The organism is Bradyrhizobium ferriligni (genome assembly GCF_056837965.1).
In genome coordinates, this window is the sequence record NZ_JBXEJO010000124.1 from 1 (window position 1) to 13,570 (window position 13,570).

Below are 13,570 nucleotides of genomic sequence, written 5' to 3' on the forward strand. Positions count from 1 at the left end.
GCCGGGAACAGCGTGCTCTGCCCGCGACCCAACCCTTCAACAAAGCGCTTCATCAGATGCCCCGCAAAGTTGGGGAATCTTATCGCGCGAATCACTTCAAACAGAGCGTTTTCACACAGCCTGGGCCCAAAGCTGAGCTCGAATAGCTCTTGCCAATATTCGCGTTTGACCCGAAGCGGTCACTTGAGCGACACCGACACGCAGCGGGATCGGATCGATTTTGCAGGACCCACGCCATTAGGTCAGCGATCCTGCCCCATAGCCCTTGTTACGAAGTTGTTGGCGCCCCCTACTCTCGATGCAGCGGCCATGCTTTGGTCAAAACTGCGTTGAGTGTTTGGCAGGGGTCATCGACATGGTGAAAATGCTATCGCCCTCCTTCGGGTGACATTGGACCGGGTGCCAGGTCGTTCCCTACCGCATTCTTGAGGTGCCCACCGCAAAGGCTTGTGATGGAACGGGCAAGGTTCGATAAGGCCGGCATTTTCGCCTTTGGCGATGCTCGGAGCGCTGTGACCTACTCGATCGAAGTTTTTATCGTCACCGCGATCTACGGGAGCCTTGCGGCCTCCGCACATCTCCTTCCCGCTATCAATCCAGCCGCGACACCGCTGTGGCCGCCAACCGGGGTTGCGCTCGCGCTGATGCTGCTGCGTGGGTACCGGGTCTGGCCCGCGATCCTGGTGGGCGCCGTCGCGCCTTACCTGATGACCGACCGACCGCTCCTGGAGTTTGTCGCCGCCGGGATCGGCACCCTCCTTGCTGCAATGGCCGGGACATGGCTGATCGGACGGTGGTCGAACGGCCGCCAGACGTTTGCCACGCCAGCCGGCGTCGCAAAGTTTGCGAGCATTTCCTTTGCACCGACCGCGATGATCAGTTCATCCATCGCTTTGGCCGGATTCATCTTCGGCAACGAACCGAGCTTTCCCGATTCCATCGCCGCCGGGTTGACCTGGTGGCTTGCCGACGCAGCCGCGACCCTGGTGATTGCTCCGGTCATCGTGCTCTGGGCGATGATGCCCTTACGGATTTCCTCCAGGTGGGCTCTGCTGGAATCGATCGCTGTTCCCGCACTCGCCGGTCTCATTGGGATCCTAGCCTACAGCCCGCTCATCGGCAGTGACCTCATCAGCGACGATCTCAATTTGCCGTTGCCGCATCGCAGCCTGCTGGGCTTTCTGGCTTTGCTCCCGTTGATCTGGACTGGCCTGCGCGGCAATCGATGCACCGCGGCGACGGCTGCGCTCATTTTCACCGGAATGGCAGTCTGGGGGTTCGCGTCCGGTAATGATCCGTTTCCGAAGACGGATCCGGGCGGCGCATTGTTGTCACTGCTCGTGCTTTCGATCATCGTATCGGCGCCGCCTCTTGCCCTGGCTGCGGCAATTGCCGCGCGCCAGACCACGGAAGCCCATCTGCTTTCCGTGCAGGACCAACTGAACGGTCAACTTGAACGGAACGCCTCGGCGCTTGACAGCATCAGACGGCACTTCCAAACCCTTATCGAAGGCGTCGTCGACTATGCGATTTTTGCGCTTGATCGGGAAGGACACGTTACGAGCTGGAATAGCACCGCTCAAAAGATCATCGGCTACACCTCGGAAGAAATCATAGGCAAGCATTTTGGAATATTTTATCGGCCGGATGAACGCCGCGCAGGCTCGCCAACGCACGCGCTGGAGACGGCAATCGAACGAGGCAAGTACGACGTAGAGGGTTGGCGCATCAGAAAGAACGGTACGCCGTTCTTCATCACCGGCTCGGTCTCGTCGAGCCATGATGACGCAGGAAATCTGATCGGCTTTATCAGTATCCTGCGGGACGCAACCGAGCGACGCGACGCGGAGGAGAAGCTGGTTCAGGCGCGCGAACAGCTCGCGATGTCGCAGAAAATGGAGGCAATCGGCAAGCTGACCGGCGGGATTGCACACGACTTCAACAATCTATTGATGATCATCGGAGGCAGTGCCCAGATCTTTACTCGCCTGCTCGATCCAAAACTGCCCAAGGCAATTGAAGCCATACAGACCGCGGCCAAACGCGGCGAGAGCCTCACACGCCAATTGTTGACATTCTCTCGTCATCAGCATCTCAGCCCGACGGTCGTCGACCTGAATGCGTCCATCAAGAACATGCGGACCATGATCGAGAGCTCGCTGCGCGGGAACATCGTGTACAACGAGAACGTCGGCGAGGGCGTAGCGTCGGTCAAGGTGGACCTCGCCGAGCTGGAACTTGCGATCGTCAACATCGCCGTCAATGCGCGCGATGCGATGCCAAGCGGCGGCACGTTCACCTTATCCGTCCATGCGGTGACCGCGAACCAGGAAACCGGCGGCGATCGCCGCGCAAAGGCTTTCTTTGCGATAGCGCTCGGCGATACCGGCACCGGCATTCCGCCAAACCTGCTGTCCAAGATGTTCGATCCGTTCTTCACGACCAAAGAGGTCGGCAAGGGTACCGGGCTCGGCTTGTCGCAAGTCTATGGTTTCGCGCATCAGGCCGGCGGAACGGTGACGGCGGACAGCAAGGTTGGACAGGGAACGACGATTACAATCTACCTGCCGTCCTGCGCAGACGAGCAAATCACCAGCAAAGAGCTGGCCGCTGCCAGAACAAGAGCAAGGCAGCCGCAGCGGCAGACGGTTCTCGTTGTCGACGACAGCCCAGAAGTGGCGGATGTGACTTCCTCGCTGTTCGAGCATCTGGGCTATGACACGATCTATCGAGATTCGGCCGAAGCGGCGCTGAAATTGCTCGAAGCCGGTACAAAGATCGATCTCGTCTTCAGCGATATCGTCATGCCCGGGACCATCGACGGCGTCGGGCTCGCGAGAGAAGTCAGGTCGCGATACCCCGGTTTGCCGATAGCCCTTACAACCGGCTACAGCGATGCCGCAAAAGCGGCTCCGCCAAGTCTAAAAATACTCCGCAAGCCGTTCGATACGGACGCCCTAAGAGATTTTATCCACGACCTTGCGCCGCCGCGACCAACGCGATCATCCGGCACGCCCATGACTTCAAGCACGACCGAAGCCGTGCGCAGAAATTGACCGGTCGCGCCATGCAGAAGCGGCTCGTCGCGCAGCCTGACGAAGCGTTGATCCGCACCATCGCCGCTGATCGACATGACTGCTGCTAGCGATCCTGGAAAGCCAGCCGCGCGCCGAGCGCGACCAGGATGCTGCCGCCGATCCGCTGCATGACGCGCTGCGACCTCTTCGAGCGCTGCAACTTCGACATCACGGCGCTGGCGAAGAACACGCAGACGATGTCGACCGCCGAGAAGGTCAGATTGACCGTTGTGCCGAGCAGAAACAGCTGGGCCCAGACCGGCAGGCCGGCCGACGCATCGACGAATTGCGGCAGGAACGCCAGGAAGAAGATCGCGGTCTTCGGATTGAGCACCTCGACGACGATGCTTTGCGCGAAGGCGCGCTCCGCGGAGAGCGGCGTGAATGTGGGGCGCTTTGCATTGTCGCGGTCGCGGAACAGCGAGAGCCCGAGCCAGACCAGATAGGCCGCACCGGCAAGCTTCATCGCCATGAACAGCGGCGGGACCGCATGAAACAGCAGAGCGAGGCCGGCGGCCGCGGCGACGACATGGACATAGCCGCCGAGATGCAGCCCGAGCGAGGCCATCAGCCCCGCGCGCCTGCCGCCCGCCAAAGTGCGGGCCGCGGCGTACAGCATGGCGGGACCCGGGATCAGCGCGAAGGTCGCGGTCGTGATCGCGAAGGCAAGGTACAATTCCATCGGGCGCGTTCGTCTCAGTTCCCAGGGATCATCGCCGCGACCTCGCAATCGACCGGATTGTCGCTGGCGCCAAGACCCGCGATGACGCCGGCGCGATCCTCGGGCTTGCGGTTCTGGCTCATCTTCTTCTTGGCGTCGATCCGCGTGATCGGCATCCGGAAGCCGACGATCCCGCGCAGCTGCGCCTTGATGAAATCGTCAGGCGCGTCGCTGACCTGCCAGACTTCCGGGCGCGACTTCTCGTGCAGTTCGGTCAGCCGGGTCACGACGTCGAGCAGGCGCTCGGCATCCTCGAAGAACTCGGCCGCGCCGTAGGCGTGGACGGCGACGTAATTCCAGGTCGGCACCACCTTGCCGTGCTCGGCCTTGGTCACGTACCAGGACGGCGTCACATAGGCGTCGGGCCCCATGAAGATCGCCATCGCTTCGCCGACCGCGGGCAGCTTCCACTGCGGATTGGGCCGCGCGACGTGACCGTACAGCGTGCCGTAGTCGCCTTCGTTCTCATTGAGGATCAGCGGCAGCGGCGTGCCGATCAGGCCATCGGCGGTTGCGGTGACCAGCGTCGCGAGCTTTGACGCCCGCATCGCGGCGTGGATCGGACCGAGCTCATCCATCTTGAAATGCGGCGGCAGGTACATTGCAGACCCCTTGGCGAACCTCTCGGCAGACCCCCTTGGCAGACCTCTGGCAGGCCTCATCAATTGCTGCTCCACCATAGCGCCGAAGTGGCCTATGGTAAGAGCCACTTTCGATCAACTTGATTGGTCCACTATGCCCCGTCTGCGCGCCACGATCAGCATCCCTTCGCTCCGGGCCGTCGACCGCGCCGCCGGACAGGTCGGGCGGCAGATCGCGCAGGCCCTGCGCGCCGCGATTGCGAGCGGCGAACTGAAGGCCGGGGAATTCCTGCCGTCGACGCGCGCGCTGTCGGCCTCGCTCGGCGTTGCGCGCGGCACGGTCACGGAAGCCTTCGAGCAGCTGCTGGCCGAGGGCTATCTGGAATCGCAGGTCGGTGCCGGCACCCGCGTCGCGCCGATGCTTGCCGAGCAGGCGCGGCCCGTCATGGTCGATCGCAAACCGAGCAAATCGGCGCCGATCCAGTTGCCGCCGCGCGCGGCGCGGCTTGCCAAGGTGGCGGCAGCCTTCATGCCGATGCCGGAAGTCCCGTTTGCGATCGCGGTCCCGGGCGGCGCGGTCGCGCCCGACGACCATTGGCGCCGCCTCGGCAACCGCGTACGCGCATCGCGCGCCGCGGCGCCCGCGAGCTATGGCGATCCGCGCGGCCTGACGGAGCTGCGGCAGGCGATCGCCGACTATGTGCGCAAATCCCGCGCGGTGCATTGCGAGCCCGAGCAGATCGTGATCACGGCCGGCACCCAGCAAGGCCTCTATCTCGCCGGCCGCGTGCTGCTGTCGTCAGGCGATCGGGTCTGGGCCGAGGATCCCGCCTATCCCGGCATGACCGCCGTGCTCGACGATCTCGATCTCGTCACCACGCGCGTTGAAGTCGACGCGCAGGGCATCGACGTCGAAGCCGCCGTCGCCGCGTGCCCGCACGCGCGCGCGGCCTTCGTGACGCCGTCGCATCAATATCCGCTGGGCATGCCGATGAGCATGGCCCGCCGCAATGCGCTGGTGGCGTGGGCGCAGCGAAGCAATGCCTGGATCGTCGAGGACGATTACGACAGCGAGCTGCGCTATGCCGGGCATCCCTTCCCGTCGATGCAAGGCCTTGCGCCATCGCGGGTGATTTACCTGGGCACGCTGAGCAAGGTGCTGTTTCCCTCGCTGCGGCTCGGCTACGTCGTGGCGCCAGCGCCGCTGATCGACGCCTTCGCCGGCGCGCGGGCGCTGCTCGACCGGCATTCGCCGACCGCCGACCAGCACGTGCTGGCGGCCTATATGCGCGAGGGGCTGTTCGAGGCGCATATCAGGCGCATTCGCGGCGTCTACGCCGCACGGCGTACGACGCTGATCGCGGCGCTGACGCGTCACATGCCTGGTGACGTCACGCTGCAGCCGAGCGATCAGGGCATGCATCTGCTGTTGTGGCTGCCAGAGCGCTTCGACGATGTGCAACTGGCAAAATCAGCGCTTGCCGCCGGCATCGTCCTGCGGCCGATTTCGCCGATGTACAAGGCCGCACCACGCCCCGGCCTGATGCTCGGCTTCGGCGGGTTCGAAGCTGAAGAGTTGGAGGCGGCGGCGATCAGGCTACGACGTGTGATCGATCAGCACACGTCACAGCGGCGCGCCACGCCACGCCGTGCTGAGGCCTCACACTGATTTTGCAGCTTGGACTTTACTGCTCGAACGCGGCCTTGAGGCGGTTGAGCTGCGGCACCAGCGGGTTGCCGATCGAGGAACGATCCGGCGCCGGCGCGTGGATCGTGGTGTCGAGGCGGCGGACGCGCGCCTGCAGATCCATCGAACGGGCGATCAGCTGCTGCAACTGCTCGGGCAGCTTGGTCACCATGTCGACCGGACCGGGATCGGCAGCCGACAGCTTGACCTTGGTCTTTTCGCGATTGGCCTGGGTCAGCGTCATCTCGCCTTCCTTGACCGCGCGATGCAGCAGGAGCCAGGACGCGAGCTGCATCAGCCGCGTGGTCAGGCGCATGCTTTCGGTGGCATAGGTCAGGCTCACGGACCGTTCGAGCGCCTTGGCTTCGGCACGGCCGTCACCGTCGAGATAGGCGGCGGTCTGCTCGACCAGGTCCATGCCTTCCCGAAACAGCACGCCGAATGCCGCAGAATTGGTCAGCCGTTCACTGAACAGCACAAGCCCGGCTTCGCTCTGGGAACGATCGGCCATGGTTAACGCCCTCACACCACCGTAACGCCCGCTGGCATCTGACGCGCCAGCTTATGATGAACAAATCATTGCGCGGGCGCGCCGAAGAGTCCAGCCGCAACCGGATTTATGGTTTCCAGCGGATAGGACGCACAAAAAAGAGCCGCCGTTTCCGGCGGCTTTTGAAGTTGATAACAGGGAGGCGTCAAACAGAGTGGACAGGAGCCACTCGGTGTCCAAACGAGGACAATGCCAGTCATAATCGAGAAAGCTTAACCGATCGTAAATGAACGGATTTCTTGACGCTTTGTTTGCCATGTCGGCCATTGACCTAGTTTGGGACAGGTCTCTTCATGGCTCGGATGGAGCCAACGGGTCGCGCGAACGCGTATTCCGTCATCCCCGCGCAAAGGCTCCGCCTTTGTCGCTGGAGGAGCGCGTAGCGCGTCTCGAAGGATGCACGGCCCGGCCAGTGGCCGTCGATCCTTCGAGACGCCGCTTCGCGGCTCCTCAGGATGACGGATTGAGGGCGGCTTCGAATAAAATCGCAGCAGCGTAGCCCGGATGGAGCGCAGCGAAATCCGGGAAACGCCCATCCGCGGATAACACTGCCCCGGATTGCGCTGCGCTTCATCCGGGCTACGACAGCAGTGAGATCGCAGCGCTACGACTTGAAGAACGCGTTCGCGGCATCCTTCGACGCGCGCTTCTTTGTCATCGCCTCTTTCAGGCGATCGACTTCGGTCGTGAGCAGCGCGATGCGCTCGGTCAATTCCTCGACCGACAGCAGCGAGAGATCCTGTCCAATCTCGTGGCTGATTTTCTTCCGCGGCCGGTCCTCATCCTCAATCGGCATCTGTCCTCCCCCGCGATGCTGGTCTGGCGCCGTGCGTCCAGAGATGATAAACGTCGTTGTACAGGAGAATTTTGCAGTGACTTTCGTGTGCGCGCAACATCTGACGCGAATGCCCCGGCCCGACCGCAAGGAGTCTGACCGGACGAGATAGTTGCGCGCCTGCGCGCCAGGCATGAGCCGACCCCAAGCCCTTCCGATCATGCGGGAGGGCTTTTTGATTTTCCCGATCCGGGGTCGGCATCACCGAACGCGAAAGACCTCAACCCATGACCAAGATTCTCATCACCAGCGCCCTTCCCTATGTGAACGGCGTCAAGCATCTCGGCAATCTCGTCGGCTCGCTGCTGCCCGCCGATGTCCACGCCCGCTTCCGGCGGCAGATCGGTGACGACGTGCTGTTCATCTGCGCGACCGACGAGCACGGCACACCGGCGGAGCTCGGCGCCATCGAGGCCGGACAGGATGTCCGGGCGTTCTGCGACGCGCAGCACGCCATCCAGGCCGACATCTACCGGCGCTTCGGTCTGTCCTTCGATCATTTCGGCCGCAGCAGCTCGCCGCACAATCATGCGCTGACGCAGCACTTCTATCGCCGGCTCGATGACGCCGGACTGATCGAAGCACGCACCTCGCGGCAGGTATTCTCGCCCGCCGACCAGCGCTTCCTGCCCGACCGCTACGTGCTCGGCACCTGTCCGCATTGCGGCGACGCCGGCGCGCGCGGCGACCAATGCGACCATTGCGGCACGCTGCTCGACCCGCCGGACCTCATCGATCCCCGCTCGGCGCTCTCAGGCGACCGCGCGCTCGAGATCCGCGAGAGCCGTCATTTCTATCTGCGCCAGTCGCAGCTGGTCGAAAAAATCGGCGCATGGATCGACAGCCGCAGCGGATGGCCACCCTTCGTGGTGTCGACCGCGAAGGGCTGGCTCAATGCCGAGCTGCGCGACCGCTGCATCACCCGCGATCTCGCCTGGGGCATCGCGGTGCCGCGCGAAGGTTTCGACGGCAAGGTGTTCTATGTGTGGTTCGACGCGCCGATCGGCTACATCGCGGCGACGCAGGAATGGGCCGACGCCGCGCCCGGCCGCGACTGGCGGCAATGGTGGTGGCAGGCCGATGACGTCAGCTACATCCAGTTTCTCGGCAAGGACAACATCCCGTTCCACACCGTGAGCTTTCCGACGACGCTGATCGGCTCCGGCGAACCGTGGAAGACCGCCGATGTGATCAAGGGATTCCATTGGCTGAATTACGAAGGCGGCAAGTTCTCGACCAGCAGGAAGCGCGGCGTCTTCACCGATGCGGCGCTCACGGAATTGCCCGCCGATCTCTGGCGCTGGTGGCTGATCGCCAACGCGCCCGAAAGCGCCGACACCGATTTTGGCGTCGCCAGGTTCGTTGCCGACGTGAACAAGGATCTCGCCGACATCTTCGGCAATCTCGCCAACCGCATCATCAGTTTTGCGCATCGCGCCTTCGACGGCCGCTTTCCCGGAGGCGGCGTATCCGGTGATGCCGAGCGACAGCTGGCGCACGATCTGGAGCAGCGCATCGCGACGCTGCAACGCCACCACACCGCACTAGAGTTTCGCGCAGCGGCGGCAGCGACCCGCGCGATCTGGGACACCGCGAATGCTTACCTGCAGCACGCAGCACCATGGTCCGCCATCAAGTCCGATCCGGTCCGCGCGGCGGTCATCACCCGCGTCGGGCTCAATCTTGTCGCGCTTGGTGCGACGCTGGCGTGGAGCATCGTGCCACACCTCGCGGAGCGCGTGCTCGGCGCGCTCGGTCAGAGCGATGCCGTGCCGCGCTGGCCCACTGGCCCACTCCTCCCGCTGCTGGATCGCGGCGCGGGCACGCCGGTCGCAAGGCTCGAGCCGCTGGTCGAGAAAATCACGCCTGAGAGAGCCGACCAGCTCACGACGCGGTTCGGGGCTTAATGGCGTTTCGCTTCGGTGGAAAAGGCGGTATGCCATCCGCCAATCCTCTCCACTGACCAGGGACCGACCATGCCAAACCTGCCCGCGCAAATGACCGTCGTTGCCATCAGCAAGCCGGGTGGCCCTGAGGTGCTGGTGCCGGAGACCCGTGCGGTGCCGGTGCCGAAGGCCGGCGAGATTTTGGTCAAGGTCGCGGCCGCCGGCGTCAATCGTCCCGACGTCGCGCAGCGCTCCGGCTCCTATCCGCCGCCGCCCGGCGCCAGCGACCTGCCCGGCCTCGAGATCGCGGGCGAAGTGGTCGCGCTCGGAGAAGGCGCAAAGCACAAGATCGGTGACAAGGTGATGTCGCTCGTCGCCGGCGGCGGCTACGCCCAATATTGCATCGCGCAGGACGCGCAGGCGATGACCGTGCCGCCCTCGCTGTCGATGCAGGAAGCCGGCGCTACCCCGGAAACGCTGATGACGGTGTGGCACAATGTGTTCGAGCGCGGCGCGCTCAAGGCCGGGGAGACGCTGCTGATCCACGGCGGCTCGTCAGGCATCGGCACGATGGCGATCCAGCTTGCCAAGGCGTTCGGCGCCAAGGTGATCGTCACCGTCGGCTCGCAGGACAAGGCCGACGCCTGCCTCAAGCTCGGCGCCGATCACGCGGTGAATTACAAGACCGAGGATTTCGTCGAGGCGGTGAAGAAGGCCACCGGCGGCAACGGCGCCGATGTCATCCTCGACATGGTGGGCGGCGACTATATCGACCGGAACTACGACGCCGCCGCCGTCGAGGGCCGCATCGTCCAGATCGCGTTCCTGTCGGGAACACCGAAGGCCACGGCCAATTTTGCCAAGCTGATGGTCAAGCGGCTGCACCACACCGGCTCGACCCTGCGCCCCCGTAGTAATGCGGACAAGGCGGCGATGGTCGCGGCGATCGAGGCAAAGGTGCTGCCCTTGCTGCGCGAAGGACGCGTCAAACCGCTGATGGACAGCACATTCCCGCTGGAAAAGGCCGCCGACGCGCACCGGCGCATGGAGACCAGCGAACATATTGGCAAAATTGTGTTGGTGGTTTAACCCTCGCGACGGAAGCAGGGGCGGAAACCCTTTGATTCCCTTCGCTTTCGTGTCATTTATCGCGCCACCGCCGGGCCGGTCGCCGGGCCCGGTCAGTTTGTCGATCGCGGAGTACTGACATTGCGTCTGATCAGGTGCCTTGCGCTGCTCGCGCTGGGCCTCATGATGTTTGCCGCCGCGCCTGCCGCGTATGCGATCGACGCGGTGAGCGTGCGCAGCGATGCGCCGGCGATCGATTTGACGGCGGTTCTCGACCATCAGCGCAGTGAAACCGACCGCATCCAGGTCTCCACCGCACCCGGAACCGACGGCATCGTGCGCCGCATCGAGGTTCGCGCCCGCGAAGGCGGCCAGAATTGGGTGGTGTTCGCGCTCGCCAACAACACCGACGACCAGCTCGACCGCCTGATCGTCGCGCCGCACTACCGCATCGTGTCGTCCGGCCTGTTGTGGCCCGACCTCGGCCTGTCGCGCATCGCGACCATCACGCCATCGGTCGGCGATCGTCCGGAGCGGCAGGAGAGCCCGACCGCCGACGTGTTCCGCATCACGCTCGATCCCGGCGCCGTCGTCACCTATGTCGCGGAACTGCGCACCGACAAGCTGCCGCAGCTCTATCTGTGGGAACCCGACGCCTACAAGGACAAGGTCAACTCGTTCACGCTGTACCAGGGCATCGTGATCGGCATCTCGGGCCTGCTCGCGCTCGTGCTCACGATCTTGTTTGTGGTCAAGGGCAGCATCATGTTCCCGGCCGCCGCCGCGCTGGCCTGGGCGGTGCTGGTCTATATCGGCGTGGACTTCGGCTTCTGGGGCAAGGTGCTCGACATGTCGAACAACGCCGAGCGCGTCTGGCGCGCGGCGGGCGAGGCGATCCTCGCCGCGACACTGCTGGTGTTCCTGTTCGCCTATCTCAATCTCAGTCGCTGGCACGTCCGCTACTCGCACATCACGATCGGCTGGCTGGTCTTCCTCGGCTCGCTGGTCGCGCTGGCGCTGTTCGATCCCGCGGTCGCCTCCGGCATCGCGCGCATGTCGCTGGTGATGATCGCCTTCGCCGGCTTCGCGCTGATCGTCTATCTCTCGACCCACGGCTTCGACCGCGCGGTGCTGTTGATCCCGACCTGGTTCCTGCTGGTGGTCTGGGTGGTCGCGGCCGGCATGACGGTCGCAGGCTCCGTCACCAACGACATCGTCGGCCCCGCGCTGCTCGGCGGCCTGGTGCTGATCGTGATGCTGATCGGCTTCACGGTGATGCAGCACGCCTTCGCCGGCGGCGGCGCCACCACCGGCGTCGTCTCGGATGTCGAGCGCCGCGCGCTGGCGCTGACCGGCTCCGGCGACCTGATCTGGGACTGGGACGTGTCCGCCGACAAGGTGTTCACCAGCCCGGAGACCGAGGCCCTGCTCGGCCTCAAGCGCGGCACGCTGGAAGGCCCCGCCGCGAAATGGCTCGAGGTGCTGCACCCGCTCGACCAGGACCGCTTCCGCGCCGCGCTCGACAGCGTGCTCGACCAGCGCCGCGGCCGCCTGGTGCAGGATTTCCGGCTGCGCACGCCGGACGGCCATTTCATGTGGTTCGCGCTGAAGGCGCGGCCGGTGGTCGGCTCCGACGGCGAGGTCTCGCGCGTGGTCGGCACCCTCACCGACGTCACCGAGTTCAAGAACTCCGAAGAGCGGATGCTGCATGACTCCGTGCATGACAATCTGACCGGTCTGCCGAACCGCAGGCTGTTCATGGACCGCCTCGGCGCGGTGGCGAATCTCGCCAAGACCATGCCGAACCTGCGGCCGACCTTGATGGTGATCGACCTCGACCGCTTCAAGCAGGTCAACGATTCCGTCGGGATTGCGGTCGGCGATTCCATCCTGCTGACGCTGGCGCGCCGGCTGACCCGCATCCTCAAGCCGCAGGACACGCTGGCGCGCATGGCCGGCGACCAGTTCGGCCTGATCCTGCTGTCGGAGCAGGACCCGGCGCGGATCACCAATTTCGCCGAGACCATCCGCAAGACCATCCGCGCCCCGATCGCGTTCAACGACCGCGAGATCTTCCTGACCGCCTCGATCGGCCTTGCGCTGTCCGACCCGGCGGCGCCGCTGACCGACGAGATCATCAAGGACGCCGAGCTTGCGATGTATCATTCCAAGCGGATCGGCGGCGACCGCATCGACGTCTACAAGCCGGCGATGCGGGCGCGCAAGACCGACCGCCTGACGCTGGAGAGCGACCTGCGCCGCGCCATCGAACGGCAGGAGATCACGATCCTGTACCAGCCGATCGTGCGGCTGGAGGATCGCGCGATCGCCGGCTTCGAGGCGCTGGCACGCTGGGACCATCCCAAGCTCGGCCGAATGTCGCCGTCGGAGTTCATCAACGTCGCCGAGGAGACCGGCCTGATCGTCGATCTCGGCATGTTCGTGATGGACCAGACCGCGCGCCAGCTCGCGGTGTGGCAGCGCGCGATGCGCGCGCGCGAGCCGATCTTCGCGTCGGTCAACGTGTCGTCGCGACAATTGCTGCGCCACGATCTGATCCACGACATCAGAACCGTGCTGTCGCGCTCCTCGGTGGCGCGCGGCACGCTGAAGCTGGAGCTGACGGAATCGCTGGTCATGGAGAACCCGGAGCACGCCGCCCAGATGCTGGCGCGGATCCGCGAGCTCGGCACCGGGCTGTCGCTCGACGATTTCGGTACCGGCCACTCCTCGCTGTCCTATCTGCAGCGCTTCCCGTTCGACACCATCAAGATCGACCAGTCCTTCGTCCGCACCACGAGCCGCGGCACCCGCCCGGTGATCCTGAAATCGATCATCGCGCTGGCGCACGATCTCGGCATGGAGGTGGTCGCGGAAGGCGCCGAGACGGATTCGGACGCCGTCGAGCTCTACCAGCTCGGCTGCGAATACGCCCAGGGCTTTGCCTTCGGCGAGCCGATGGACGCCGATGCCGCGACCCGGCTCCTCACCGAGGAACGGCTGGAAGCCGCGAGCTAAGCTCGGTCAAGTAAGTTAGCATCGATCTTGCAGCGAGCTCGCTGCACCTCTCCCGCTTGCGGGGGAGGTCGTATCGCATCGAAGATGCGATACGGGTGGGGGCTCTCTCCACGGAACGACTCGCGGAGAGAGCCCCCACCCCAGCCC

9 protein-coding genes are annotated in these 13,570 nt (G+C 64.5%); 5 read left to right on the plus strand and 4 right to left on the minus strand.

Translation table 11 applies throughout. The features are described 5' to 3' along the window. Nucleotides 1-452: 452 nt before the first annotated feature. Nucleotides 453-3,056: an MASE1 domain-containing protein gene (locus tag AC1VNY_RS40995; RefSeq protein WP_482409451.1), complete on the plus strand. Its 2,604-nt coding sequence runs from the start codon at nucleotides 453-455 to the stop codon at nucleotides 3,054-3,056. Nucleotides 3,057-3,141: 85 nt separating this feature from the next. Here the strand turns inward: AC1VNY_RS40995 and AC1VNY_RS41000 are convergent, their stop codons facing one another. Further along, nucleotides 3,142-3,759, minus strand: a complete 618-nt coding sequence (locus AC1VNY_RS41000) for a LysE family translocator (protein ID WP_482409452.1) — start codon at nucleotides 3,757-3,759, stop codon at nucleotides 3,142-3,144. 14 nt (nucleotides 3,760-3,773) lie between these two features. Beyond that, the gene (locus tag AC1VNY_RS41005) at nucleotides 3,774-4,400 is read right to left on the minus strand and encodes an FMN-binding negative transcriptional regulator (RefSeq protein ID WP_482409453.1); all 627 of its coding nucleotides are present in this window, start codon (nucleotides 4,398-4,400) and stop codon (nucleotides 3,774-3,776) included. Between the two features lie 133 nt (nucleotides 4,401-4,533). Here AC1VNY_RS41005 and pdxR point away from each other — a divergent pair, with 133 nt between their 5' ends. Next, entirely contained in the window at nucleotides 4,534-6,048 is a 1,515-nt protein-coding gene (gene pdxR / locus AC1VNY_RS41010) for a MocR-like pyridoxine biosynthesis transcription factor PdxR (RefSeq protein WP_482409454.1), read from the plus strand. Nucleotides 6,049-6,064: 16 nt separating this feature from the next. Here pdxR and rcdA read toward each other — a convergent pair whose 3' ends face one another. Continuing rightward, on the minus strand, nucleotides 6,065-6,577 hold the full coding sequence (rcdA, locus tag AC1VNY_RS41015; protein WP_069280242.1) for a protease adaptor protein RcdA: 513 nt from the start codon (nucleotides 6,575-6,577) through the stop codon (nucleotides 6,065-6,067). A 643-nt stretch (nucleotides 6,578-7,220) separates the two neighbouring features. After that, complete coding sequence (locus tag AC1VNY_RS41020) at nucleotides 7,221-7,412, minus strand: DUF1192 domain-containing protein (RefSeq protein ID WP_028340278.1); 192 nt, start codon at nucleotides 7,410-7,412, stop codon at nucleotides 7,221-7,223. Between the two features lie 266 nt (nucleotides 7,413-7,678). Between AC1VNY_RS41020 and metG the strand changes: the two genes are divergently transcribed. The 3 genes from metG (at nucleotide 7,679) to AC1VNY_RS41035 (ending at nucleotide 13,423) form a co-directional block, all read left to right on the plus strand. Beyond that, a complete protein-coding gene (gene metG / locus AC1VNY_RS41025; protein ID WP_482409455.1) occupies nucleotides 7,679-9,358 on the plus strand; it encodes a methionine--tRNA ligase in 1,680 nt (559 codons plus the stop codon). 69 nt (nucleotides 9,359-9,427) lie between these two features. Further along, nucleotides 9,428-10,426 (plus strand): NAD(P)H-quinone oxidoreductase, encoded by a 999-nt coding sequence (locus AC1VNY_RS41030; RefSeq protein ID WP_411782856.1) that lies wholly within the window; start codon nucleotides 9,428-9,430, stop codon nucleotides 10,424-10,426. 120 nt (nucleotides 10,427-10,546) lie between these two features. Further along, nucleotides 10,547-13,423 (plus strand): EAL domain-containing protein, encoded by a 2,877-nt coding sequence (locus AC1VNY_RS41035; RefSeq protein ID WP_028333677.1) that lies wholly within the window; start codon nucleotides 10,547-10,549, stop codon nucleotides 13,421-13,423. Nucleotides 13,424-13,570 lie beyond the last annotated feature (147 nt).

What these genes read in the sequence shown, in the direction of transcription:
- AC1VNY_RS40995 (WP_482409451.1), top strand. Translation starts at nt 453, where the DNA reads ATGGAACGGGCAAGGTTCGATAAGGCCGGCATTTTCGCCTTTGGCGAT.
- AC1VNY_RS41000 (WP_482409452.1), bottom strand. Translation starts at nt 3,759, where the DNA reads ATGGAATTGTACCTTGCCTTCGCGATCACGACCGCGACCTTCGCGCTG.
- AC1VNY_RS41005 (WP_482409453.1), bottom strand. Translation starts at nt 4,400, where the DNA reads ATGTACCTGCCGCCGCATTTCAAGATGGATGAGCTCGGTCCGATCCAC.
- pdxR (WP_482409454.1), top strand. Translation starts at nt 4,534, where the DNA reads ATGCCCCGTCTGCGCGCCACGATCAGCATCCCTTCGCTCCGGGCCGTC.
- rcdA (WP_069280242.1), bottom strand. Translation starts at nt 6,577, where the DNA reads ATGGCCGATCGTTCCCAGAGCGAAGCCGGGCTTGTGCTGTTCAGTGAA.
- AC1VNY_RS41020 (WP_028340278.1), bottom strand. Translation starts at nt 7,412, where the DNA reads ATGCCGATTGAGGATGAGGACCGGCCGCGGAAGAAAATCAGCCACGAG.
- metG (WP_482409455.1), top strand. Translation starts at nt 7,679, where the DNA reads ATGACCAAGATTCTCATCACCAGCGCCCTTCCCTATGTGAACGGCGTC.
- AC1VNY_RS41030 (WP_411782856.1), top strand. Translation starts at nt 9,428, where the DNA reads ATGCCAAACCTGCCCGCGCAAATGACCGTCGTTGCCATCAGCAAGCCG.